The 25836-nt window shown below is 59.9% G+C and carries 20 protein-coding genes and 4 pseudogenes; 8 read left to right on the forward strand and 16 right to left on the reverse strand.

Going from position 1 to position 25836, the window contains the following annotated elements; genetic code table 11:
- Positions 1-75 precede the first annotated feature (75 nt).
- The gene (locus tag B0G74_RS34975) at positions 76-1248 is read right to left on the reverse strand and encodes a monovalent cation:proton antiporter-2 (CPA2) family protein (RefSeq protein ID WP_132380804.1); all 1173 of its coding nucleotides are present in this window, start codon (positions 1246-1248) and stop codon (positions 76-78) included.
- A 952-nt stretch (positions 1249-2200) separates the two neighbouring features.
- Here B0G74_RS34975 and sulP point away from each other — a divergent pair.
- From sulP to B0G74_RS35015, 5 genes and pseudogenes are all read left to right on the forward strand, one after another.
- Positions 2201-3928: a sulfate permease gene (sulP, locus tag B0G74_RS34985; protein ID WP_132380806.1), complete on the forward strand. Its 1728-nt coding sequence runs from the start codon at positions 2201-2203 to the stop codon at positions 3926-3928.
- A 437-nt stretch (positions 3929-4365) separates the two neighbouring features.
- Positions 4366-5700, forward strand: coding sequence for a DUF3300 domain-containing protein (locus tag B0G74_RS34995; RefSeq protein ID WP_132380808.1), 1335 nt, complete (start codon positions 4366-4368; stop codon positions 5698-5700).
- 10 nt (positions 5701-5710) lie between these two features.
- Entirely contained in the window at positions 5711-6640 is a 930-nt protein-coding gene (locus tag B0G74_RS35000) for a DUF2950 domain-containing protein (protein WP_132381338.1), read from the forward strand.
- A 150-nt stretch (positions 6641-6790) separates the two neighbouring features.
- The gene (locus tag B0G74_RS35005; protein ID WP_132381340.1) at positions 6791-7096 is read left to right on the forward strand and encodes a DUF4148 domain-containing protein; all 306 of its coding nucleotides are present in this window, start codon (positions 6791-6793) and stop codon (positions 7094-7096) included.
- A 605-nt stretch (positions 7097-7701) separates the two neighbouring features.
- Positions 7702-8663 (forward strand): annotated as a pseudogene (locus B0G74_RS35015) (IS3 family transposase); the annotation flags it as partial.
- A gap of 33 nt (positions 8664-8696) precedes the next feature.
- Here the strand turns inward: B0G74_RS35015 and B0G74_RS35020 are convergent.
- Positions 8697-9871 (reverse strand): IS3 family transposase gene (locus B0G74_RS35020; RefSeq protein WP_132373085.1). Its coding sequence is split into 2 segments (ribosomal slippage): positions 8697-9601 and positions 9601-9871, totalling 1176 coding nucleotides; the frame shifts between segments, so codons are not numbered across the junction.
- Between the two features lie 60 nt (positions 9872-9931).
- On the opposite strand from B0G74_RS35020, the pseudogene B0G74_RS35025 reads away from it, so the two are divergent.
- Positions 9932-10147: pseudogene (locus tag B0G74_RS35025) on the forward strand (IS3 family transposase); the annotation flags it as partial.
- Here the strand turns inward: B0G74_RS35025 and B0G74_RS35030 are convergent.
- The 12 genes and pseudogenes from B0G74_RS35030 to B0G74_RS35085 form a co-directional block, all read right to left on the reverse strand.
- Positions 10110-11525, reverse strand: a complete 1416-nt coding sequence (locus B0G74_RS35030) for a DASS family sodium-coupled anion symporter (protein ID WP_132380812.1) — start codon at positions 11523-11525, stop codon at positions 10110-10112. The pseudogene B0G74_RS35025 and the gene B0G74_RS35030 overlap by 38 nt on opposite strands.
- Before the next feature lie 53 nt (positions 11526-11578).
- Positions 11579-12526 (reverse strand): lactate dehydrogenase, encoded by a 948-nt coding sequence (locus B0G74_RS35035; protein ID WP_132380814.1) that lies wholly within the window; start codon positions 12524-12526, stop codon positions 11579-11581.
- 256 nt (positions 12527-12782) lie between these two features.
- Positions 12783-13481: an ion channel gene (locus B0G74_RS35040; protein ID WP_132380816.1), complete on the reverse strand. Its 699-nt coding sequence runs from the start codon at positions 13479-13481 to the stop codon at positions 12783-12785.
- A 368-nt stretch (positions 13482-13849) separates the two neighbouring features.
- Positions 13850-14770, reverse strand: coding sequence for a hypothetical protein (locus B0G74_RS35045; protein ID WP_132381342.1), 921 nt, complete (start codon positions 14768-14770; stop codon positions 13850-13852).
- Between the two features lie 618 nt (positions 14771-15388).
- Entirely contained in the window at positions 15389-15727 is a 339-nt protein-coding gene (locus B0G74_RS35050; protein WP_132380818.1) for a hypothetical protein, read from the reverse strand.
- A gap of 103 nt (positions 15728-15830) precedes the next feature.
- Positions 15831-16229: a potassium channel family protein gene (locus B0G74_RS35055; RefSeq protein ID WP_132380820.1), complete on the reverse strand. Its 399-nt coding sequence runs from the start codon at positions 16227-16229 to the stop codon at positions 15831-15833.
- Between the two features lie 130 nt (positions 16230-16359).
- On the reverse strand, positions 16360-17373 hold the full coding sequence (locus B0G74_RS35060; protein WP_132380822.1) for a DUF2955 domain-containing protein: 1014 nt from the start codon (positions 17371-17373) through the stop codon (positions 16360-16362).
- A gap of 19 nt (positions 17374-17392) precedes the next feature.
- Positions 17393-18520 (reverse strand): HlyD family secretion protein, encoded by a 1128-nt coding sequence (locus B0G74_RS35065; protein ID WP_132380824.1) that lies wholly within the window; start codon positions 18518-18520, stop codon positions 17393-17395.
- Positions 18517-20085 (reverse strand): TolC family protein, encoded by a 1569-nt coding sequence (locus B0G74_RS35070; RefSeq protein ID WP_132380826.1) that lies wholly within the window; start codon positions 20083-20085, stop codon positions 18517-18519. Before B0G74_RS35070 ends, B0G74_RS35065 begins: the two co-directional genes overlap by 4 nt.
- A gap of 2 nt (positions 20086-20087) precedes the next feature.
- Complete coding sequence (locus tag B0G74_RS35075; RefSeq protein ID WP_132380828.1) at positions 20088-21191, reverse strand: AI-2E family transporter; 1104 nt, start codon at positions 21189-21191, stop codon at positions 20088-20090.
- A 612-nt stretch (positions 21192-21803) separates the two neighbouring features.
- A complete protein-coding gene (locus B0G74_RS35080) occupies positions 21804-22199 on the reverse strand; it encodes a hypothetical protein (RefSeq protein ID WP_132380830.1) in 396 nt (131 codons plus the stop codon).
- Between the two features lie 208 nt (positions 22200-22407).
- Positions 22408-23056 (reverse strand): annotated as a pseudogene (locus tag B0G74_RS35085) (NAD(P)-dependent oxidoreductase); the annotation flags it as partial.
- Positions 23057-23091: 35 nt separating this feature from the next.
- On the opposite strand from B0G74_RS35085, the pseudogene B0G74_RS35090 reads away from it, so the two are divergent.
- Positions 23092-23777, forward strand: a pseudogene (locus tag B0G74_RS35090) (IS6 family transposase).
- Between the two features lie 72 nt (positions 23778-23849).
- Here the strand turns inward: B0G74_RS35090 and B0G74_RS35095 are convergent.
- Positions 23850-24407 (reverse strand): Uma2 family endonuclease, encoded by a 558-nt coding sequence (locus B0G74_RS35095; protein WP_132380832.1) that lies wholly within the window; start codon positions 24405-24407, stop codon positions 23850-23852.
- A gap of 544 nt (positions 24408-24951) precedes the next feature.
- Here B0G74_RS35095 and B0G74_RS35100 point away from each other — a divergent pair.
- Positions 24952-25161, forward strand: a complete 210-nt coding sequence (locus B0G74_RS35100) for a hypothetical protein (RefSeq protein WP_132380834.1) — start codon at positions 24952-24954, stop codon at positions 25159-25161.
- Between the two features lie 192 nt (positions 25162-25353).
- On the opposite strand, the gene B0G74_RS35105 is transcribed toward B0G74_RS35100, so the two are convergent.
- Complete coding sequence (locus B0G74_RS35105; RefSeq protein WP_243658456.1) at positions 25354-25713, reverse strand: DUF2442 domain-containing protein; 360 nt, start codon at positions 25711-25713, stop codon at positions 25354-25356.
- Positions 25714-25836 lie beyond the last annotated feature (123 nt).

The following is a 25836-nucleotide window of genomic DNA, read 5'->3' on the forward strand; positions in this document are numbered from 1 at the left end:
AATTGCCAAACAGCTCGATGTACTGCGTGCGGCGCGTGGACGTTGCGCTGGGTTGATCAAAGGTTTAGGCCCGTCCTACCCCACTTCACGGCTGGCAAACGATCGGGTCAGTCTGCGGTGCACAAGCAGCAGTAACGGCGTTGAGACCATCGAAAGCGCGACGACGAGCGTAACAAGGGACGATTGGCGCTCATCGATGACATGTGCCGCCATTGAAGCCGCCATCACCACAAAGGCGAATTCGCCCCCTTGTGACAGCAAAATGGCGAAATAGCCACGTTGCGAAGCGGGTACGTCGAACTTGTCTGCCAGCAACCACAGCGCGATCGTCTTGATGCCGACTAGCGCCACGACAAGTACCGCGACACGAAGAGGCTCCCGCATTAATACGCCAAAATCGATTGACATGCCCACTGCGATAAAAAATAAACCGAGCAACAAGCCTTTGAAGGGAGCCATGTCGGTTTCGACCTCGTGGCGATAGTCCGAATCTGCGAGAAGCAGCCCGGCGACAAAGGCGCCCAACGACATTGACAGATGGACGCTCTGCATGAGCAACGAGATACCGACGATCCAGAGCAATGCGAAAGCGGTGAAAATCTCCCGTACTCCGATGCTTGTGATCACACGCAGCACAACGTGCAACAGATAGCGGCCAACAAGTCCAACCGCAACAAGCATGGCAAGGGCTTTCAAGGCTACGGGCCACCCCGGTTCCGCGGCGGGTGTGATCACCGACGGTCCGAGCAACGGCAGCAACGCAATCAGGGGGATAGCTGCCATGTCCTGGAACAGGAGGATGCCGAACCCGGCACGGCCGGTCGGCATGTCCATCAACTTGCGCTCCTGAAGCTCGGACATAACCATTGCTGTTGACGACAGTGAAAGCGCGAGCCCGCCCGTCAACGCAATGCGCCAAGACAACCCTAGCATAAGGAAAATCACCGATAAGACCGCGGCGCAGACCGTCATCTGCATAGCACCGTAGCCGAAGATGGTGCGACGCATAGCCCACAGTTCGTCGATCCGCATTTCCAATCCGATGACGAACATCATCAGCACGATGCCCAACTCGGAAAAATGGAGGATCGCGTCGACGTCGGTCACCAGCTTCATTACCCATGGCCCAATGAAAATGCCTGCCACCAGATAGCCGAGAACAGCGCCGAAGCCAAGGCGTACTGATAGCGGCACGGCAATCAGTGCCGAAGCAAGAAAGATCACCACGTCTATCAGCAACTTCGTCATCCTGCCTCCCTGAAATGACCTACGACATATCTGCAAGCCATGCGTAGTAGCCGATCACGAGCTCTGGGCTCACGAGAAAAGACAGTCTGCCCTTGATCAAGATTACCGTTGCGAGCGCTCGGCCATGAGGTGACTTCGACAGATGACGTGCCCGATAATCAGCGCCTTTGCCTTCACCACGGTGGAAGCCGGCAACACACAGCCGCTTAGGGCCCCACCCGCCTGTCATGGCTGCGCGAAATGCGATCGAACAGTGCGGGATCGCGCGCGTTCTTCGAATCGAACCGACAGACCCTTGTCTCGCATCGCGTCCCACGCGGCCGCGAAAGACCGGTCAAAACCGGCAGGTGCGGCAATGACGGTGCCGGGAGGTACTTCATAGTATGCACATCCCGTCAGAGGCGATATCTCCAACCGTAACTGGTCGAAATTACGCGCCTCTTCTCCCACCTCCACTTGCGCCGCCCTGCCTTTGCCGTCTTAAAGCGTCACGGTACCGGTGTCTGGTTCCATCGCGACGATGGTGGCCGTGACCTTCGCGGTTCCCACGCCGTGGCGCTACCTGGCGCGCTGGTGACATCCAGCAAGGTTTGAGGCTGGGCAAGTCCGGGGCAGCTTGCCATCTGCGCAACCATCGCAACCATGACGTGATTCGCTTTCCTTTCCGCCCTGCTGGCGATCGGACAGTAGACCACCGTACTGAGTCAGTTCTACCCGAAAGTACTGGGGAACACGGCAATGGCGCCGGTCCGGTGAACTCAGCACAGGGCATCTCACACACCCGCTCAACGCCTCGGGAAGTGGATCAAAACCAGTCTACCCACTGCCTGTCAAGGAAGGTATTGGACCTTGGTCCCATACGTCGCGCCCGCCTGGTTGGGCTATCCTTCATCTGGAACGGCAGTGCCGCACACTCCGGATCGCGACTCTTTCGATTACAACCATCCGACAAATGCAATCCGATCGTCCTACTCATGAAGGTGGACAGGCTGCCGTCGGGGCGACGCGATGGTTGCGTTGGCTGCCAGGCCTGGCAATGCTCAAGACGTATCGGGGTAGCTGGCTACCCAACGATCTGGCTGCCGGACTGGTGCTCACCACGATGCTGGTACCCGTCGGTATCGCATATGCCGAGGCGTCAGGCGTTCCTGGCGTCTATGGCCTCTACGCGACGATCGTTCCGTTGCTGGCGTATGCCGTCTTTGGTCCCAGCCGGATTCTGGTGCTCGGGCCGGACTCCGCCCTCGCCGCGCCAATTCTTGCCGTCGTCATCGCTACCGCGGGCAGCGACCCCTCGCGCGCGATAGCGACGGCCAGCATGATGGCGATCGTCTCCGGGCTGTTCTGCATCGTGATGGGACTTCTGCGGCTCGGCTTCATCACGGAACTGCTCTCCAAGCCCATCCGGTACGGCTACATGAACGGCATTGCGCTGACCGTCCTGATCAGCCAGTTGCCGAAACTTTTTGCCATCTCGTTTGATGATCGGGGACCGCTGCGCGATCTGCTGGCGCTTGGAACGGCCATCGGTGCGGGCAAAGCCAACTGGTACAGCTTCGCCGTCGGCGCGGGAAGCCTTGTGCTGATTTTGTTGCTCAAGCGCTTCGAAAAAGTGCCGGGCATCCTGATCGCCGTCGTTCTCGCGACGCTAAGCGTCATCGTATTCGGGTTGGACAGCGTCGGCGTCAAGGTACTCGGCAAGATCCCGCAAGGCCTGCCATCGTTCGCATTACCATGGGTCGGTGACGCCGATCTCGTCAAGATTCTGCTTGGCGGCTGCGCGGTCGCGCTGATCTCGTTTGCGGATACCAGCGTGTTGTCACGAACCTTCGCTGCGCGTTTTCATATGCGCGTGGACCCAAACCAGGAGATGGTCGGCTTGGGGGCGGCCAATCTGGCCGCCGGTTTTTTTCAGGGTTTTCCGATCAGCAGCAGTTCTTCGCGCACACCCGTGGCCGAAGCAGCGGGCGCCAGAACGCAGGTGACGGGCGTGGTCGGCGCGGTGGCGGTAGCGGTGCTCCTGATCGCTGCACCGAATCTGATGCGGTATCTGCCCAATAGCGCACTGGCCGCCGTCGTCATTGCCGCCGCCCTCGGCCTGTTCGAATTTACAGATCTCAGGCGCATCTATCGAATCCAGCAATGGGAGTTCTGGCTCTCCATTGTCTGCTTCACAGGCGTCGCCGTTTTCGGTGCGATTCCCGGTATCTGCATTGCAATCGTGATCGCGGTCATCGAGTTTCTCTGGGACGGTTGGCGTCCCCATTACGCCATTCTCGGGCGTGTGGAAGATCTGCGCGGCTACCATGACATCAAGCGCTATCCACATGCCACGCGGATTCCGGGGCTGCTGCTGTTTCGCTGGGATGCGCCGTTGTTCTTTGCAAATGCCGAGCTTTTCCAGGAATGCCTGCTGAAAGCCGTCGATGAGTCATCGACGCCCGTGCGCAGGATCGTAGTGGCCGCTGAACCCGTAACCAGTATCGACGTGACCTCAGCGGACATGTTACGGGAACTGATTCGAATACTGGGCGAGCGCGATATCGCATTGCACTTCGCCGAATTGAAAGACCCGGTGCGCGACAAGCTCAGACGTTTCGAAATGTTGGACATCATCGGCGATGAGCGATTTCATCCTACCGTGGGCAGTGCAGTCGACGACTACGTCGGCCAGCACTGAGCGCGATCGTAGGGAGACAGCGAACATGGACTGCATCGCTGGTATAGCTTAACGAGCTACCTGAGATCGTCGCTGTGGACGGTGCCACTCATTGCAGTTGCGGCCTATGCCGTGGTGAAACCGCTGACTGAAGTGATGGCCAGATGGATGATCAGAGAAGGGATACTCGATCCGAAAACCGGCTTCCTCGGGCTGTCCCATGATCCCTGGCCTGTCGGACCAAGGTCTTATTGACCAGCCCGACGTTCGGCTTTCTTATCGAATGGGGAGGGTTCGCCCGTCCGGAACGTGGTCCGCGCCAGCGGGAACTCCAAACGAATCGTTTGCCAGACCCGGCCGAACCCATCCGGGCAGCGAACCACGCAAGCAACGGAAGGCTCTGTGACCGTCAGGGAAGTCTCCTGGTCCGCGTCAACGAACCGCCGGAAGGAGTGGCTATGGACAACTGGAAAGCCCGAGGCGGGAGAGCCTTATTCTTATGGCTGGTCCTGCTGGCGGCAATTTCGGCGTGTGCCGTTCACGAGCCGGCGGGGCCTGCGCCGGCGGGCCCCGAGTCACTGGGCACCGCACCATCAGGCGCCGCGCCATCGGCCCCCCCGCCGTCGGCCCGTGAGTCTTTGGGACCCGCGCCATTCAAACCAGAGGAGATCGATGCCCTCGTCGCGCCGATTGCGCTCTACCCGGACTCCTTGCTGGCTCAGGTATTGATGGCGTCGACCTATCCGCTGGAGATCGTGCACGCCGCGCGTTGGGTGAAAGCGAATCCGAATGTGAAGGGCGACGCCGCCGTGAAGGCGGTACAGAACGAGCCGTGGGATACGAGTGTGAAATCGCTGGTGGCGTTCCCGCAGATACTTAAGCCGATGAACGACAAGATCGACTGGACCCAGAAGCTCGGCGACGCCTTTCTTGCGCAGCAAAAAGACGTCTTCGATGCCGTGCAGCGGTTGCGGGCACGGGCGCAGGAGTCGGGCAACCTCAAATCGAACGAACAGCAAAACGTGATCGTCGAACAGGCACCGGCTGGCGGCGGGCAGACCATCGTGAAGATCGAACCCGCCAATGCGCAGGTGATCTATGTGCCCGCCTACGACCCGACAGTCGTGTACGGAGGGTGGGGTTACCCGGCCTATCCACCTTACTACTGGCCACCGTACCCGGCCTACTATCCCGGCTACTATCCCGGCGCGGGCCTCGCCTTCGGCATCGGCCTTGTTGCTGCCGGTGCGATCTTCGCGGACTGCAACTCGTGTTGGGGAGGAGACGACATCAACATCAACTCCGACAGGGCAAGGAACGTCGACCGCAACTTCGACAGTTCGAAGCTCAAGAACGGAGAACGGGCCGGTGGCCGCTGGCAACACGATGCAGGTCATCGCCAGGGTGTCGCCTACCGGGATAACGCAACGCGCGACAAGTTCGCCGGTGCGCCCGGGGCCGACAGCCGGTCGCAGTATCGCGGGCGCGGCGCCGATGCAGGTAACCGCATGGCCAACTCCGGCCGGCCGGGAGCTGGCAATCGTGCGTCGGTGGGAGATCGGGGCGGGGTAGCCGATCGCAGTTCCCCCGGCAATATGAACCGCGTAGGTAATGATAGTCGGGGGAGCTATGGCGGCGGGCGCGACGGCGCGTTCTCGGGGGTCGGGGGCAGTGGCAGCGTTTCGCAACGCGACTTCGACAGGGGAAACCGAAGCATGCAGGGGTCTGGCTTTAACCGGCCCGCTGGCGGAGGTGGCATGCGCGGCGGCGGTGGACGCGGTGGCCGGCGCTGAGGAGCGAACCATGAACAGTCATCCATGTGGTGTGCAAAAGTTGTTGACGCTGACGCTCGCGAACCTCTCTCTAGTCATCGCGCTGTTGTTCGTGACGATGCCTCCGGCGCACGCACAAAAGAGCTTCAGTTCACCGGAGGCCGCGATGAATGCCTTTGGCGACGCGGTCATCAAGGATCGGGAGGACGTCCTTCGCTCGATCTTCGGCAGCAACTTTCGTGAATTGATTCCCCGGTTCGGCGCGCCGGTCAGGGACACCTTCATTGCCGAGTGGGCAAAGTCCCACACCATCGAGTCCGGGGAACCGGGACGCGCACGTATCGTCGTGGGCGACCAGGGCTGGACGTTCCCGGTACCGCTCGTGAAGAACGATGCGGGGTGGCATTTCGATACGCGGGCCGGCGCAGAAGAGATACGCTTGCGGCGCATCGGCCGCGACGAGTTGGCCGTGATCCAGGCGATGCTGGCAATCTTCGACGCGCAGCGCGAATACGCGCAGACCAATCACGACGGCGTCGGCGTGCTCGCCTACGCCTCAAAGATGGTGAGCACACCAGGCAAACACGACGGCCTGTACTGGCCAACCGGGCCCGAAGACACGCCAAGTCCGCTTGGCGCGGCCTTTGTCGATGCGAGTTCGCGCAATGCACAGAGCGCCGGCTACTACGGGTATCACTTCAAGTTGCTGGAGTCCCAGGGGCCAAACGCGCCCGGTGGCGCCTATGACTATGTCGTGAAGGCCAAACTGTTTGGGGGCTTCGCTGTCATCGCCTGGCCTGTGAAGTACGGCGACACGGGCATCAAGACGTTCATGGTGAGCCATGCCGGTCAGGTCTATGAACGCGATCTCGGGCCAGACAGCAAAGCGAAAGCGCAAGCCACGAAATGGTTCGACCCGGGGCCGGGCTGGAGCAAGGTTCCCGCTCGCGATAGCGAATGAGGCGGCCGTCTGCAAAGTACGTCATGGAATCGGGGCGGCGCCGCGATCCGAAACTCCTGCACGGTCTCGTTCTGTGCAGTGAACTACACTAAATCTGACAGTGGTTGGTTTCTCATGCTGGCGCGCAGTGACACTGAAGGAGGACGTGACATGAAGAACTCGCCGAAGATCGGGCCGATGATATCCGCGTTGACTATCTCGCTCGCTGGCATGGCCGCGGGAGGCATGGCGGAAGGCGCGACACATCTGAGCGCAAAGCAATGCCGCGATCTCGCAGCTATCAAGAACCACGCGCCCGTCACACAGGAGCAAAACCAGAGTGAACTGGCCGCGCTGAGAAAGGCTGGGTACGACCCAAGAAGGTTCGATCCGCAGTATCCGAAAAATCTACATGCGGCGCAGCATCAGGTCGATCGCTGGTATCAGGCGGAATGCCCTCAGGCGCAGCACAATTGAGGCGGACAGCCGAGTCGACTCGCCGCACTATTTGCGGTTGGCCTGCGGCCGATCACCGACGTGCGAGACGCCGACTGGAGGTCTGAGGACGTCTCTGGTCGACCCGTTGCAGCCGCTTGTTGCTTGTTCGATCGTGGTCCTTGCGTCGCGCTTCGAAATAAACACTCACTCGCAGGCTAAAGTTGCCGGCGGCCATGGCGCGTAATCCGAAATTGAAGCGGGTACGTTCGTTGAACTAAAGCGCGTGGGCAAAATCCGTGACGAGATGGCGTTGTGCAAGGCTTGCGTGAGGCGTGCTGGCACGTCGCATGACTCCATCGGTATCGGCATCCACAACGCAAGCGAACCCAGGATGTATGTCGTCCGCTCTGCGGCAACAACGTGACCGTGTTTGAGGCAGTGGAGTAGATCGTTTCAAATATGGCCCAGCGCCTTCCACCAGAGCGGTCCCACCACGAGCCAAACTGCCATGTAGACGAGGCTCATCAGAAAACCTGCCTTCCACCACTGGCCCTGTGAAACATAGCCAGCGCCGAACATGACCGTGAGGTCCGCCGGAAAAAGTGGACGCCAACATTCCGTAAAATTGAGGAATGGAGGCATACATGAGTCGAATCCCCAAAGCCGTCTACACGAAGGAATTCCGTGAAGAGGCGGTGAAGCTTGCAATGACCGAGGGCGTTGGCGTATCGGAGGCTGCGCGTCGGCTGTCGATATCAATGAAGACGGTGGCAAACTGGGTGCGTGCTGCGAAGGCAGGCAAGCTGGAACGTGTAGGTCAGCATCAAAAGCCGCTGACGGAGATCGAAGCGGAACTCGGGCGAGTCAAGCGGGAGCTGGCGGAAGTTAAAATGGAGCGCGATTTATTAAAAAAATTCGCGACGTACTTTGCGAGGGAGTCGCGGTGAAGTACGGCGTGATTGAACAGATGCGACAGGACTATCCGGTGCCGCCGATGTGCCGGCTGCTGGGCGTTTCCGTGAGCGGCTATTACGCGTGGCGCAAGCGCTCGCCGTCGTTGCGGGCACAGCAGGAGCCGAGACTGGAGGCCGAAGTGCTGGCGGCGCATCAGCGCACGCGTGAGAGCTTCGGGCCCGAACGCTTGCAGAAGCACCTCGACGAGCACGGCGTGCGGCTCGGTGTTCACCGCATAAAAAGGCTACGCAAAAAGCTGGGACTACGCTGCAGGCAGAAACGCAAGTTCAAGGCGACGACCAATTCGAAGCACGACCTACCGGTGGCGCCGAACCTGCTGAACCAGGATTTCACTGCAACCTCGCCGAATCAGGCCTGGTGCGGCGACATCACGTATATCGCGACTGACGAGGGCTGGCTGTACCTCGCCGGCCTGAAGGATCTGTTTAGTGGGGAGCTCGTCGGCTACGCCATGAGCGAGCGCATGACGAAGCATCTGGTAATGCAGGCGCTGTTCCGTGCGGTTGCATCGCAGCGCCCGGCGCCCGGCCTGATCCATCACACGGACCGTGGGTCCCAATACTGCGCTCACGCCTATCAGGATCTCGTCGGCCAGTTCCGCATGCAGGCGTCGATGAGTCGACGAGGAAACTGAGGTCGGTCGAGACGCGTGGACGCCAACGGGTTAAGCAGCGACCTGATTCAGATAGTATCGCTGCGTGAATGCTACAGGTGACAGGTAATTGAGACGAGCCTGCGTGCGCTGCCGGTTATAAAACATCTCGATGTATTCGCTGATGGATCGCTTGGCTTCATCGCGCGTGGCGAAGCGTCGATGATAGACCAGCTCGCTTTTTAGCGTGCCCCAAAACGATTCGATCGGCGCGTTGTCAAAGCAGTTTCCTCGTCGACTCATCGACGCCTGCATGCGGAACTGGCCGACGAGATCCTGATAGGCGTGAGCGCAGTATTGGGACCCACGGTCCGTGTGATGGATCAGGCCGGGCGCCGGGCGCTGCGATGCAACCGCACGGAACAGCGCCTGCATTACCAGATGCTTCGTCATGCGCTCGCTCATGGCGTAGCCGACGAGCTCCCCACTAAACAGATCCTTCAGGCCGGCGAGGTACAGCCAGCCCTCGTCAGTCGCGATATACGTGATGTCGCCGCACCAGGCCTGATTCGGCGAGGTTGCAGTGAAATCCTGGTTCAGCAGGTTCGGCGCCACCGGTAGGTCGTGCTTCGAATTGGTCGTCGCCTTGAACTTGCGTTTCTGCCTGCAGCGTAGTCCCAGCTTTTTGCGTAGCCTTTTTATGCGGTGAACACCGAGCCGCACGCCGTGCTCGTCGAGGTGCTTCTGCAAGCGTTCGGGCCCGAAGCTCTCACGCGTGCGCTGATGCGCCGCCAGCACTTCGGCCTCCAGTCTCGGCTCCTGCTGTGCCCGCAACGACGGCGAGCGCTTGCGCCACGCGTAATAGCCGCTCACGGAAACGCCCAGCAGCCGGCACATCGGCGGCACCGGATAGTCCTGTCGCATCTGTTCAATCACGCCGTACTTCACCGCGACTCCCTCGCAAAGTACGTCGCGAATTTTTTTAATAAATCGCGCTCCATTTTAACTTCCGCCAGCTCCCGCTTGACTCGCCCGAGTTCCGCTTCGATCTCCGTCAGCGGCTTTTGATGCTGACCTACACGTTCCAGCTTGCCTGCCTTCGCAGCACGCACCCAGTTTGCCACCGTCTTCATTGATATCGACAGCCGACGCGCAGCCTCCGATACGCCAACGCCCTCGGTCATTGCAAGCTTCACCGCCTCTTCACGGAATTCCTTCGTGTAGACGGCTTTGGGGATTCGACTCATGTATGCCTCCATTCCTCAATTTTACGGAATGTTGGCGTCCACTTTTTCCGGCGGACCTCAAACTGCTTTGACAACGCGCCGATCGAATCGTTTTGGGGCACGCTAAAAAGCGAGCTGGTCTATCATCGACGCTTCGCCACGCGCGATGAAGCCAAGCGATCCATCAGCGAATACATCGAGATGTTTTATAACCGGCAGCGCACGCAGGCTCGTCTCAATTACCTGTCACCTGTAGCATTCACGCAGCGATACTATCTGAATCAGGTCGCTGCTTAACCCGTTGGCGTCCACGCGTCTCGACCGACCTCACCGGACCCGAGCCGATACCGTACTGGGTCAGGCAGCCGTTAATGTTGCTCAAGACGCCGAGTGCAATCGCCGCGACGAATGGCGGCACACCAGCGGCGACCATCAGCGCCATGGATAGGGGAAACAGTGCGCTGATGTGCGCGGTGGCACTCGCGAAGAAGTAGTGGATGTAGACATAGATGGCGGCAACCAGCATATAGACGGCCAGCCGGTGGAAACCTGCCAGATGGGCACCGAACTCCTTGCCGAACCAGGTGACCATGCCATATTCATTGAGCTTGGATGCCAGCATGATCAGCAGCCCGATCCAGATCATGGTGTCCCACGCGGATTTTTCATTCAGGGCGTCCTGCCAGGTGAGTACGCCGGTAATGAAAAGCAGTGAGACGCCCAGCGCTGCCGCAAGCGTTGCGCCGATACCCAGCTGGTCGCCAAAGATCCAGAGCACCAGCAGCCCGATGAAGATCAGCGCCATGATGATCTCATGCGCTGAGATGGGCCCCATGGTGTTGAGCTCCCGTTGAGCCAGGTCCGTGGCGTCGGGTGTCGCGCGAAGCTGCGGTGGCGCGATCCAGAGCATGGCAACCGGAATGATTGCAAGACATAGCAGGCCCGGGACGGAGGCGGCTACCGCCCAGTCAAGCCAGCTGATCGAGATCCCCTGGTCCGCGGCGAACTTGACCGCGAGGGGGTTGCCCGCCATGGACGTGATGAACATGCCGGCGGCCACGATGTTGGCGTGGAATGCGCAGAGGATCAGGTACGTGCCCACCTTGCCACGGGATTGCGGGTCGTCCGCGTCACTGCCGAGGACTTCCGAAATGGCTTTCGTGATCGGCAGCATCACGCCACCGGCGCGAGCCGTGATGCTGGGCATGGCGGGAGAAATTACGAGTTCGGTCAGGATGAGCCCGTACCCCAGCCCCACGGTTCGTTTGCCCAGCAGACGCATGAAGACGAGCGCGATGCGCCTCCCGAGGCCGGTCTTGATGACGCCGCGGGAGATGAAAAAGGCAAGCATCACGAGCCAGACCAGGTCTGTACCCGTGGATTTGGTGACGTCGGTGAACGAAACCACGCCGACGAGCACCCCGATCGTTGCACCGATGATGGCGACCGCGGCCATTGGCAAGGGAGACGTCATGATCCCGGCGATGGTCGCAACGAAGACCGCGAACATGTGCCACGCCTTGACCTGTAGACCGTCCGGCGTCGGCAGGAACCAGAGGACCACGCCAATGCCCACCGGGACAAGAAATTTCCAGACCTGTCCGAGAAACCCGGCCGTTGGCTTCGTTGAGCGGGCTTTGGTTTCGGCAGATGCCTTTTCAGGTTGTTGAGCCATGAGTAACCTCGTCGCGAGGGATCTTGCGCGTCTATCCGCGTCGTCTCGAGGCCTTACTGGTCAGTAAGCACGCGGTCGGTTGCTTCCTTCATGATGTGCGCACTGCGCAGCAGGGCCTCGCGCTCGGTCTCGTCAAGCGCGGGATAGGCCAGCAATTGGGCGCCGTTGCCGTTGATGACCATCGGCAGCGACAGGCAAACGTCGGCTACGCCTTCAACTTCGGCGTGCACGACGCCCACCGTCAGAATGAGGTCCGTGTTGTGGACAATGGCCTCGCAGATCCGGGCGATCGCGCTGGCGATGCCGTAGTGGGTTGAGCCCTTGCCTTCCTTGATGAGTTTGGCAGCCTCATGCACGGAACGCAGTATCAGATCGCGACTGGCAGGGCCCAGCTCCTTTCCGCTTCGGGAGAGAAACATGTCGAGCGTCATGCCGCACACAGTGGCACCGGACCACGCGATCAGGGCCGACTCGCCGTGCTCGCCTAGCACATACGCGTGAATCGCAGACGCAACGACTCCGAGCCGCTCGGAGAGCAGGGCGCGTAGTCGGCCAGTGTCGAGAGAGGTGCCCGTGCTGATCACACGTTGACGGTCGCAACCCAGGCGGTCAAAGACGACCCCCGCCAACACATCGCAGGGGTTGGTCGCAACGACATAAATCGCATCAGGCGCAAGGGGAGCCGTACGATCGAGAATTTCGCAGGCGATTTCAGCGTTCGTTTTGGCGATGTCGAGGCGCGTCTGCCCCGGCTTGACGCCGACACCAGCCGTGATCACGATGATGTCGGCATTACGCGCATCATCGTATTCCCCGGCGTGAAAGCGGTTATGTCCCCAGAATGTCGCGGCGTGCGCCAGATCCAGAACCTGGCCTTCTGCGCGCACCCGGGCCATATCGATGATGACGATCTCGGCGCTAGGGATGGTCGAAGCAACAAAGAGCGCCGCCGACCCACCGACCAGGCCCGCACCGACGATGACAATTTTGGGTTGTCGCATGGGTGATCCTCAGATGCGCCTGGCGCCGAAGGGAAAAACTGGCCACCTGTCTCTCGCGTAGAGTAATATGCGCGGCGCGCGGGTGAATCGGACGATGGTCCTATAAGAATGGGCGACGGATGCGCCCGAGCCGGCTTCACCCCGGTACGCGATGCCCAGCCAGCTGTGGGTACTCGAAAGGACCGCGCGCAGCGCCATCATCACGATTGCATTCTGGTCGCTCCGGGGTGTACGGCTGGCTAAGGCAGATCGAGAGTCACTTGGTCTGAGTCGACGGATAGAGACCGGCAAGCCGCGCGATCAGGACACCAACGTAAAACACGCCTGCAAACTCTTCGATCATCACAAATGAGCGGGCGTGGTTGGTCAATGGGATGACATCCCCGTAACCAGTGGTCGTAAGCGTCGTGAGGCTAAAATATAATAGTCTGAAAAAAGTGCCGGGCTGTGTGAAATCGAGGCGGCCAGGACCGAATGAGCCAGCGCTGGATCTCTCAATCACCGTGTAGATGAAGGCCCAGACGATGGCCAGCATGATGTAGCCGGCAAGCGCACCGTGCAGCTTGTCGGCCGTAATTTGCCCGCGCTTGAGAATATAGCGGAGCACTCCGCTAATGGCGACTGCAAGAGACGCGGCATAAGATATCCCGGCAAGGTCCAGAATCGCGATGCTCTCAGTCCACAACGCCGCCCATTGAAGGACAACGCCAAGCAGCGCCAAACATAGTTTGAAGATGAACCCCCGCCGAGTCTGCCTGGTGGCGAAAGCGCCCACTAGCAGTACGGTCGAAAACAGAATGCCGAGCAGCGTGCGAGCGACTATGCCCTCCTCAAGATAGGGAGACAGGATGATCAAGCCAAGTAAGAGTAGCAATAGATAGGTGCAGGGCCCATGGCCTATTATCAAGCGAGCTAAATCCTCGTCGGATTCGGCTTTATCGTGTGGGTTTGTCATACCAGTTTTCCCAGAGAACGAAACTATCGCTCGCGACCTGACGTTGTACGGTTGGAATTTGATCTGGCTTTAGAAGAATGGGCAACCGGAAATTCTAGTCGCGAATGCGTTGAGAGGATTCTGCCATAGTGGGCGTCAGCCAACGGCTGAATGTTCCCAGGCTGGCGTAGAGCGACGATTGTTGTTTACCTCGCGGCAAGATGAGTCGGTTGCCGTCGCGTACGCGGTCATTCGCGTTGGCCGACGCGTGTTCGGCGTTGGGCGGCACACAACAGCGTTTCGCGACATTGCCTGCTTTGCCGCGAAACGCGAAGCGCTAGCAAAGCTCCGCCACAGAACCAGAATCTGAGGATCGGCGGTCCGGAGAGCTAGAAACTCATTGCAAACCCGAAGGACGCGCCGTGCACGTTGTGTCCGAACACGTATCGCACCATCGCGCGCGTGCGTGTGATGATGATGGGATACTTGCTGCTATCGAGTTCAAGCCCGACTCCCAACGACGTGAGGTCGTTGAAACCCAGCACGCCGGCGCTGTCGCCAAAATAGTGCGAATAAGCCGCTTCGAGCACATAGCGGATCGGCCGGTCCAGCGCGTGCCAGCCTGTAGGCGCACGCCAGCGTGTCCACAGGCTCACCTGTTGCGCCATGGCTGAACCCTGGACGGCCTCCGACGAACCGCCGAAGCTGCGCAGGTAAATGTCAGTCGCGCGCAATTCGGCATCGATTTCGTAGTTTTCGCGGTAGTGCTCGTAATCAAGCATCAGCGAGCCACCGTAGCCGTACGCGTCCAGAGAGCCATTCTCGAGGAACTGTAGGTTGCTGTCGGTAACGTGATTGAAGATCGACTGCCCCACCTTCAGATCGCTGGAGACACGTCCAACCGTACCGTTCAGGATCGGACGGAACACCAGTTCATCGGTGATCCGGAAATCCCAGCCGATGCCGACCGTACCACTGAAGGTGTTCCATTTGGTCGGTACCGCACGCTGCTCGGTGCCATCCGTCGCGATGAATATCGGATCGTAGCGGCTGTAGGCAAGTGTGCCCTCCACGTACAACGGAAAGGATTTGCTGATCGTGAAGCCACCGCCAAACTGTGTCTGACCAAAACCGGGATTACCGGTGGCGCCGTTATTGACTGACAGATTACTGGTAGTAACGTCGGGGACTGTCGTATAGGTCATGATCGCGAGCACGGCGTCGGCATGCTGCTTCACATTGCCGCCGATCACGGCCTTGCTCGTCAATTGGCCCGGCGCAGCCTGCGCATCCGCCGGGCAAGGCAGCATGGCGAAAGCCAGAGCGGCGCACGCCACGATGCGCGGCAGCACCAATGCATCTGGATCGCGGGCATTGTCAAGCGACCTTGCCATTTGTCCGCGCGCCTGGAAGCTGCGACATAGAGTACCGAGCGCACATGACCCACCCCTGTCAGTTAGGCCTTTTGTTCACCTTCCATGAGGCCGGCATTCCGTGGCTGCCCAACACTTTCGAACAATCGATCCGGCGCGTACCGACCGTTCCATCGTTCGCAGCACTCGGAGTGGGTTACACCCAGGCCCCCACAATTGTATCGCTGAACGCGACGACATATTTCGGCGCAGCTCGACCGCAGCCGTTGATGAGGATGAGCATCCAGCGTGACCGTCCCAAGTCGGTTGATGACGCAACGAGCATATGGCAGTGGACCAGGTCTTTGAGTGTGCGTGTGAGCTCTGAGGTGACGCTCTATGGCCACACACTGCCCACACACCGGAGGACACGGTCAGCCCGAACATCGCGGGCCTCCGCCGGATGCCGAACTTCCTGTGCGATGCACAACGGTCCTTCGGCTTCCTATCTGAGATCGGTCGAATCGCCGCAATTTGCGGACGTTTGCAAGCGCCGAATTGAAGCGCAGGGCAAGTTCAAATAACATCTCGTTCAAATTTGCCAAAGGCGGCTAGTTCGAGCGGTTCCCACGTGAAGGCCTGTCCGACCGTGATGCACTTTTCGTTTGAAACGGACGACAGAAACAGACCGTACCCCTCGCGTACACAGTCATCGGCAAGGTGCCCCATCGGATCTGCATACGGAAACTGATGCACGTTCCATATCACGTATTCGCGGCAAAAATCCGTTTTGTGCAGAGCAGCCAAATGAGCGAGTAGTATCTGATGAAAGCCGTCCTCCGTATGCGCAAAAATGAGGCCGCTCTTTTTATGGTAAAGAAAGTGGCCGGTTAGCCCCGAACGTACGTCGTCCAATACATCCGCAAGCTGATCCGCATAAGCGAAGCGCGCGTGCCTCCAGAGATAGCGGTCTAAACCCTTTTGGGCGGGTCGACCAGCGGCTCAGACAGCACAGTGGTTAGTGCTTGCTGGGATGTGCGACAACGCCCGCCGCCCGGCGCGCAGCTTCCTGCACGCCCCGCACGGCTGCAGCAACGATCAGCCCCGTGAACACCATGCCGATCAGGCCCAGCAATATCGCATCGATCCGGCCAAACGTTGAGGTAGGGACGACGTCGCCGTACCCGATGGTCAGCGCCGTGATCGCGCAGAAGTACAAGGTTTCCTCCATCGTCGAAGGCGTTCGCTTCACCGTCTCCACGGGGTTCCCCATGTAATACATTGCGACCGTCAGCAGCACAAACAGCACCAGAAGGCCAGCCAGGATTGCACGCAGGTACCAAAGGGTCCGGCCTGATTCCCGCAAAATCTCACGTGTCCCCAGGCGGACGACCGCGTCGCTTGTCGCATTTCCCATTGCAGGTACCTCCTACATTGTGCTCACCCCGTTACACGTGTGTGAACGTGAGTCCCACCGCGCTTTCGGCATCACATCAGCAGAGGGACTCCAATGATTGCGTTGGGCTGAGGCTCGGCTGCGCACAGCGTCATCGCGCGCGGTGGCTTCGCTCGAAAATCAGCAGCATCAGACAGGCGTAGACCGTGACGGCCACAAAGAGTCCCATACGGACCGCGAACGCCGTGTAGACATCCTTTCCCGCCGCGCTGTCCTGCACCGATTGGCCCAGCAGAATGATCATGGTGACCAGGCTGTTCAGCCAGAAACCCGGTGAGTAACGCGTTGTGCTGATGCGATAGAGCTTGCGACCCACCAACAGGCCAAACAGCAGCATCCAAAGGAAGAACATCCACAGGTCCACAAAGAGCCTGAGGGCAAACCAGAACACGATCGCCAGCAAGCCACCGAGCAACGTGGAGCCAATCAGGTCGCGCGCTGCGCTACGAGCCGTCGTGGTGCAGCTTTGTCGACCGAGGCTGACGGACTTCATGATGATCGGCATGTAGCTCGCGGGATCTGTGATGGCGAGCAGATATGCTGGCATGACCACGAGTGCGGCGCGCAGCGCGATGCGCGCAGCCTGCCCGTCGGGCATGGCCTGAGCGGCAGGATGTGGTCCCGTGCTCACGCGCTCGGGAAACAGCATGTGAGTCAATCCTGCCACCAGCACGGCTAGCACAAGGCCCTTCACCAGCGCGCCAACAACCGTCACGGCCAACTGAAAGTCAGCGGTCCCGGCAGCGGAGATCATCGTCAGGCCGGCCACCAGAAAGGTCGAGACCAGATTATTCCCGCCGCGTAGCCCATAGCGAAACGCGAGGAAGAGCATGAGGCCGACCAGCATCACGCCAGCGAATGCATAGTGGCGAAGCAACGGGACAAGGAGCAGGCCGCTGCCCGTGGTCAAAGCCACGATCAGCGCGAACGCTACGCCGGCCTTGAACGACAGCGGGCGGTTTTGCGTCGCGAGAAGAAAGACGGCGAACACTGGCGCGATGACGGGGACCGACAGGTCCAGCGCGAAGCTGATCGTCAGGCAAAGTGCCGTCCCTGTGGCAACGCGTAGCGTACGTGGACCGAGAAGCTGAAGCCTGTGTTCCATAGATGCAGTAGTTAGCCATTCAGTAAAGGTATGAGACCCAGCTCATCACGCACAGAAACAGGCGACCCGGCGGATTGAGCGGACTATCCGGATCCGGAAAGGCCATCACCTCTGCCTGCCCGCCGACACGAACGTTGTGAAGGCGCGCCCTCTCACCCGCTTCGAACTCGACGATTACCGGAAAGCGTTGTGCGGGGCGCAGCCAGTCGCGGCTGTTCTGTACGGTGGGCAGACCGCCGGGCGGTGCGCTCTGCCCCGCGCTCACGCCATATCCGATACTGCGAAGCCGTCCCTCGAAAACTTCACCCGGGAGCGCGTCCAGCGCAATCGCCACAGGCGTGCCGGGCCGTAGATGCCCCAGGTTGTTTTCGGTCATATCCGCACTGACCCACACGTCGCGGATTGCGATCAGCGTCATGACCGGATTGCCCGCTGCTGCGAACTGGCCGACCTCCGTGCGCAGATCCGTGATGACGCCACCTGAGCGCGCCCTGATTTGCGTATTGGCAAGATCGAGTACAGCCTTTTCGAGCGCTGCGGCCGCGGCGCGCAGTTGCGCGTTCTCCTCCCCATTGCCGCCCTGCTGCTCGCGAGCGCGTTCCACTTCGGCACGCGCCGCGGCAACCTGGCTCTGGGCCTGCTCGTGCGTCGCTCGCGCCACTTCGAGGCGCCGCAGGGAGATGGTCCCCTCATCTTCGCGATACAGCCTTTCGAGACGCTCGCTGTCCTGACGCGCCTTGACTTCATTCGCGACGGCCGCGCGCAGCGATGCGAGCGCCGAATCGACCCCGGCCGTGCTCGCGCCGACCTGTCGGCGCGTCGTATCGAGATCGGCCCGCGCGCGATCGACAGCGATCCGGTATTGCCCGCTATCGACCTCGAAGAGCACGTCGCCCGGTTTGACTTCCTGGTTGTTATGCACGAGGACGCGGGTCACACGCCCCGATACTTCCGCGGCGACGGATACGACGTAAGCCTGAACGCGTGCCTGTTGCGTATAAGGGGTGAAGCGATCGGCGAACAGATACCAGATCAGGCTGACGACGATCACGCAGACGACCCACTTCACCGCTTTGCCCGACGGGTCGGCGGCAGGCGCCGGCGGCTTCGGCGGCGTGACGGCGGCGGGCTCGGGCTTGTCGCTCATCGGGACGAACCTTCAGGCGAGCTGGCGGTGGCGGATGGAGGATTCGAATCGTTCAGCAGGCCGCCCCAGTCGGTGCGCTGCTGCATCTGCTGGCGCGTCGCGGGATCGACGAGCGGCTGTTCCGAGTACCAGCCTCCTCCGAGAGCCTTGTAGAGCGCAATCAGACTGCCCACCGCGTTGCCGCGGTTGACGATGTACGCGTCCTGTTGCGCGAACAGGGCACGCTGCGCGTCGAGGACCCGCTGGAAGTCCGAGTACCCTTCCCGGTAGATCGTATTGGCGAGCTTGAGCGAGCGCTGCGCGGCCCCTTGCGCGTCGTTCAGGATCGTGTCGCGCTGCAACGCAGCGATGATTGTTGTGGCGGCGTCGTCGGCCTCGCGGGCCGCTTCGCGCACGGTGTTCTGGTAGGCGACAGTCAGCTCCTGCAGCCGGGCGTCCTGCACGCGCACGTTGTTGGTTATCTTGCCGTGGTCGAACAGGTTCCACGTGACGCTCGGGCCGCCGACCAGGGCCAGCGTGCTCGGTGCGCCGGTGAGCGAACTGGCGCTCCAGACAAGGGAGCCCAGCAACGACACGGACGGGTAAAAATCGGCCTCCGCCACGCCGATGAGCGCGGACTGCACGGCCATCTGCAATTCGGCCGCGCGTACATCCGGGCGGCGCAGCAAAAGATCTGCCGGGACATCCTGCAGCACGGCCCGATCCACGAGCGGCACCACTTCCTCTTTGCCCGCTTGCACATTCAGTTCCGGCAATGGTCCGGGTGGCCGTCCGATCAGCACGGATAACGCATGATGCGCGAGCACGATCTGGCTCTCGAAATCGGGAATGCTGCTCAGCGTGCCGAGATACTGCGTCTTTGCCTGCTGGAGGTCGAGTTCATCGGTCTCACCGCTTTTGAAGAGCTTTAGCGCGATCTCATAGCTGCGCTTTTGCAACTGGGCGTTCTCGCGCGCAATGCGCAGGCGCGCCTCGGCCGTGCGTAGCGTGAAATAGGTATCGGCGACCTGTGCGTGCAGCAGGACCAACGCGTCATCCCGGTTGGCTTGCGCCGCGAAAAACGCGGCATTGGCAGATTCGATTGCGCGGCTGAAGCGCCCCCAGAAATCCAGCTCCCAGCCGACACTGAAGCCCGCCCCGTACTGCCAGAAGCCGCCTGAGCGCGGGTTGAATCCATCCGAGCGTTTGCGCACCGAGTACAGGACGTCGGCATTGGCCTGTTGCACCTGCGGATAGCGGCCCGCGATCGCGATGCCCAGTTGGGCGCGCGCCTCAAGCACACGCAGGCCGGCAATCTTCACATCGCCGTTGTTGGCATCGGCCTGTGCGATCAGACTCTCGAGGTTTTGGTCCGCGAATACCTGCCACCATTGCCGGATGTCAGGCTGTGTTGCTTGCTGTGTGACCTGCTCGATTGACGTGCTGCTCCAGTGCTCGCTCCAGGACTCATGCTGCGGTTGAAAGTCCGGGCCAACACGCATGCATCCGCTCAGACAGACGGCCGCGATCAGCAGCCAGTGTGCGCGCGCGTTTTGGGCCGCGACGGACACGGATTGGCCCGGCATTCTCACCTCCGTTGTTCTTCTTTTAACCGCTCGGGCTTTGCCTGATCTTTTACCCAACGCCAGAACAGTTCGTAGCCGACTGCAAGCATCACGGGACCGATGAACAGACCAATGACACCACCTGTGACCATACCCCCGAGTGCGCCGATCAGCACCACAGGCATGGGAACAGCGACGCCACGGCCGAGCAGCAATGGCTTGAGCACGTTATCCGCAAGTCCCGCAACGAACACATACACCGAGAAAATGATCGTCATTGCGCTCACACCCTGAGTGGCAATGACGAATACGATCACGGGCACCGTGATCAGCGTGGCCGGCAACTGCATGATGCCGATAAGCAGCACCGCGAGCGCAAGCAGCCCCGCACCGGGAACCCCCATGACCACGAAGCCGATACCGATCAACAGCATCTGGATGAAGGCGATCCCGACCACGCCCTGGGCAACCGCGCGAATGGTGGCCGTGCAAAGATCGGTGATCTGCGGGCCATTCTCAGGGCCGGAGATGCGTGAGGCAATCTGCACCGCGCTGGCGTGGCCTTTCTCGCCGTACGTCATCAGGATGCCCGCAATAATCAGGGCGACGAAGAATAGCAGCAGCCCTGCACCGAGGCCGGTAACCGTGCCTAGCAGGGCGAGACCGGTATCCTTGAGTTGTGGCGCAAACTTCATTACAAGACCCGTGAGGTCGATAGAGGCCTGCTGCCAGAAGTCATACACGCGCTGGCCAATCAACGGCCAGCTGGCCACCGAGTCGGCGGGTGGCGGAATGCTGAAGCTGCCGCTTTTGAAAATGGTCATCGCATGGTCGATCGACTCGGCCACCGCGACCCCCAGCAGATAGGTCGGCACGAGGATGACGCCAAACGCGATGAGGATGATGAGCGTGGCGGTCAGGCCATCCTTGTTGCCGAGCCTACGCCGGAGTCTGACGTGAAGCGGATACAGCGTGATCGCGAGGATCAACGCCCACACCATGAGGTTCAGGAACGGGAAGAATATCCGGAAACAGAAAATGGCCAGAACAGCAACGAGTCCAGCACGGATCAGTACATCGAGCAATTCTCTGGACAACGCCCGTTGGGTAATCGGTGTCAGCAGCATAACTTCTCTCCCGGCAGGACGGCTGCGCACGTGCTGGAATCAGGCCTCGATAGTCTTGTGTTGCGGTGCCGGCGTCAGATGTCGAGCTTGCTGACCTTCGTGCCTTCGAAGCTAAGATTGGCCATCAGGCCGGAGTTCGTCAGCACGCACCCGACGGCCGGCGCACCCGTCGTGCCGGTGTCGAGCTGGCTTCGAAGCGAGGCGCGTCAATCTGTACGTCGTGGCGGGAAACGTGTCGGCTCAGGGAAATGTGACGAAGCGGGCTCAAGATCGAAGGTAACGGCACACCGGCCGAAGGGACCATGGCCGTCAACAGGCCCGTTGACGTTCTCACGGCAATCTCCGAACAAAAGTACCTCGGGTTAAGAATAGGCCTGGCGCACGCCGGTAGGTATTGGACCTTGGTTCAATGTCACGGGAAGCGACAATCAATGAACTAAGGACTGTGCGAATTTCTCAGGGGTTGCGTGTTCGCGTCACGTGCCTTGTCACGTCGCGGCGGCGCTAGTGACAACCTCGCCGTTTATCCGGCGTTTTGTCGTCTGGAAATGGACGCATCCGCTCCCGCTTTCCCGCCGCGGAAACACTGCCCGCATCGGCAATGCTCGCGCCTCAGTGAACGGGTCGCAACGGGGACCCCATTCGCGGAATCACTGCGGCCGCTCGCGCCCGGATTCTTACCGCGGAGGAAGTCGTTTTATGTGGATTGGCTGCGCGGTCGTACCCGTTCATTTGTTCATCGATAACAAATTCTGCGACTCTCATCTCGTCCATCGAGTTACCGTCCACGTCGGACCACTCACGCATCGTGCGATTGACCTTGGTTAGTGCCGCGACAGCAAGTAGTACAGCATCCGTCTCGGTGATCTTGCCTTCAAGATCATCTGCTTCGTAATCAGCAACACGTAGAGCCGCGTCGATAAGATTGCTGTCGTCAATTAAGTCCGTCAATACCGCGCGAACCACTTTGAGGCAAGCATTTTTGCGTGCAAGTGCGATATCTGTCATGAGACTCTCCAGCGTCGGGATGACTGGTTAGCGAACTTTGGCGTCCGCGTCGTTGAACGAAGCGAACGCTACTGCACCCATCACTGCGACAACCACGGCAACGGCGATACCCGCTGCAAACACAATTTACTCCGCATTCTCACACCTGGATACCGGATGTACCACGCGCGCTCGCATGCCAGATTTCAGTTCGCGTGGGCACGCGCCTCTATCCGACCTTCATCTCGTTCTGCAACGGCTGATTCTTTGCGAACGCCGAGACGCTTTCGAGCGTGGTCTCGCAGATGGTTGTCAATGCCTCATGCGTCAGATAGCCCCGATGTCCAGTAACAATGACGTTCAGAAATGACACGAGGCGTTGAAACACGTCATCGGTGACGATCTCGCCGGAGAGATCGCGAAAAAAAAAGATTGGCCTCCTGTTCGTACACGTCGATTCCAAGCCCGCCGAGCTGCCCGGTCTTCAACGCGTCGATCGCGGCCTCCGTATCGAGCAGCCCGCCGCGGCTCGTGTTGATCAGTAACGCGCCCGGCCTCGCGCGTTTGAGCGTTTCCGAATTTATGAGGTGGTATGTCGCGGGAGTGAGCGGACAATGGAGCGAAATGATGTCGGCTTTCCCTCCAATCTCGCCCCGCTTTGCATAGCTCAGACCGAGCGCCTCGAATTCCGCCGACGGTTGCAGATCGAACCCAATCACTTTGCAGTCGAAGCCGAGCATGATCTTCGCGAACACGCGGCCAAACTTGCCCGTTCCGACCACCGCAACCGTCTTGCCGAAAAGGTCGAAACCAGTCAGACCGTCGAGCGAAAAGTTCGAATCGCGGGTGCGATTGTAGGCGCGGTGCACCTTGCGGTTCTAGATCGCTCTATCACGGACATCGCTTTCCAGCGGTGGTCATCAGTCGTGCCGTTCGCTGGTATTTCCGGTTTCATTTGGGCTTGCGTGACATTGAAGAGTTGCTGTTCGAGCGCGGCATCGTGGTGAGTTATGAAACCGTGCGCTGCTGGTGCGATAAATTCGACGCCGGGTTCTCGCATCGGGTCAAGGCTGTCCGGCGAAAACCAGGCAATACATGGCATCTCGATGAGTTGTTCGTGGCGCTGCGCGGTGAACCTTATGTGCTGTGGCGAGCCGTCGACGAGCAGGGCGTCGAACTCGATATCCTGTTGCAGAAGAAGCACGACACGTCCGGGGCGAACGATTCTCCAAGCGTGTGCTTCGTTCGTGCCCGGTGCCGCGCAAGATCGTCGCTGACCAGCTGCGCAGTTATCCGGCCGCGAAGTCCAGAATCCCCGAGCTGGCAAACGTCAGGCACGTGTTCGTCAAGGCTGCAGCCCGCGTGAACAATCGGGCCGAAAATAGCCATCAACCTACGCGTGAGCGTGAGCGGCGCTTGCGCGGGTTTCGCGACCCAAAGCGCACCCGGGCGTTTCTCTCGAACTTCGGACCGATCCGGCAACACTTCGCAATCAAGCGACATTTGCTGCGCGCGTCTCTCTACCGCAAACGGCTGGATCGGCGTTTTCACGCATGGCATCGTTTCACCGAGCTTACCCAAAATCCGTCCGGCTTTTAAGGAAACCTCCGTTCGCCACACTACCGCGGCGCGAACAATTTAACGTGAGAAAGCCCTTTGAATGCCAGGCTCTCAACAACGAACGCTCAGAACAGTCGACACGTCACTTTCGTCGAAATACATGCGGTCAAGCGGGAGTGTTATCCCGAAAATTGAAGCTGGTCGCCGCCCTCTTGCGCCCCAGAATTCAACCCGTCCAAAGTGGTTCACAACGATTACCTCACTCGCGCCGCCCTGCAGATAGCTTGCTATCCGGCGGTCGATGTCCTCCACCCTGTCGGTATCGAGAAGCACTTCAACGCAGAGGTCGGGCACAAACGGCACTGGGTCGTCGCGGTCGAAGCTTTCCCACTTGTCACACGGCATCCACACGACGTCTGGGACCCTGATGCCGAATGACCGGGTCGAAATGGCCACCGACATTGCTGCGCCATGACCCATGTGTTCGGCGAGGTGACAGTAGACATCTGTGAGCACTATCTGGCGCCTGGCAGACGGGGAAGGATTCAGAACAGGCTCGCCGAGTTCGTCCAGTTCATACCGGTAACGCTCGACAAATTCTGTATTCGGAGTGACGCGACACCAGGCGGCGAGCAGATCGTCACGGTCCAGAAAAGCAGGCGTGGCCATAGTCCAGAGTCATCTCGCGGGGAAGTGGCTTAAGCGTAAACCCTCCCCGGACAATTTGACAATTAGTTTGTTATTGTGCGACGCACAAATACAACGGTATTCCGAGGCTCTCGGCATACGATTATCCGCGCTGGCAGTGTTGTTCGGTACGCTTCATGCCGTATATCCCGGGCAATCGAGGCCCGATATTCACTTAGATTCTGAGATTTATTGTGCAGCGCAGCGACGGGAGCGTAGACTGTAATTCGCGCGTCTCGTTTTGATGCTTTACGATTGCAAACAAAGCATCGAGCGCCACGGTGCAGCTCGAACACTCGGCGCCCGCTCGCAAATGGTTGCGGTGGGGCGTACCGGAACTGGCGCACGTGCCTGGATGCACGCGCCGCCACTATCTGCCCTGCGCGGGATGTGGTGCATGTCTTCCAGGCATAGACTTCAAAAAGTCGGTGGGCCACCGTCTTCCTCCAATGACAGGGGCTTAAGGAAAGCTGCGAGCCAGCTTCGTACCGCATGTGCCGTATCGGCCGAAGATAGGAAACCCAACATGAAACTTGACGACGCCACTTTCCGGCAACTGCGCCGTCTCGCTCCTGTACTCGACGACTTGCTGAACGCGGGTGAGGTAGAGCATGCCGACCAGGCGCTACATCTTGCTGCATTGGCGCAACTTTGCTCACATGTGTTCGAGGCGTATCAGCGTCAGCATCCTGATGAGACGGCCCAGGCGCGTCTCGACGCAATCGAGTCGCAATAGCCACGCGCCGTCCTGGTCGTAGGACTCGTTCCTAGGTCGACACTGGAACCAGCAGGCGTTGAGTGTTGTAGAGTTGAACTGGAACGCCGACATCGCCCCGCCGAAAAAACAAACCGGCAAGTCGAAAGCGCAAAAATCGTAACGCCATGGTCGACAAAAAACGTCGAACGCCCGAGAGGAACCAGGCAGGGCCTAGTGCCGCGTACGGTCTGGCAAGGACTGCAGCAAAGCGGTGACGTCCATCTCTTCATGCAGTTCCGGCCAGTACAACTGCTGGCGGTCCAAAGAGATGGCAAAACACCCTCGCTCCGCTGTTGTGGCTGCCTGCAGCGCAGGAAACCAGCCCAGCGGAAATTCAACGGCCTGACCGTCGGACAGGTCGAGAAACAGGTGTCCGCTGTCGAAATGCACGCTTACCGCCCCGCTGTCCATGGCCGTCTCCTTGATGAGAAGCAACTTAAAGATAGGTCGCCGCGAGACGCCAAACAAGGGAGAATGCCGGAACGCGGCGCCGCGACCAAAGTGATTCAGCTTTTCATTTTTCAAGACCATGTCGCGGCCCGGTACCCATTGCGCTAACTTCCGCGCGCACTGGTATCCATGTCCAGCCGTTGCTGAAAGGTCGACGGGACGAGGAGTTCGTCAACGCACCTTGCGACCGTTGCTGAAAGTGCG

Origin of the sequence: Paraburkholderia sp. BL9I2N2, from assembly GCF_004339745.1 — a bacterium.
GTDB lineage: Bacteria > Pseudomonadota > Gammaproteobacteria > Burkholderiales > Burkholderiaceae > Paraburkholderia.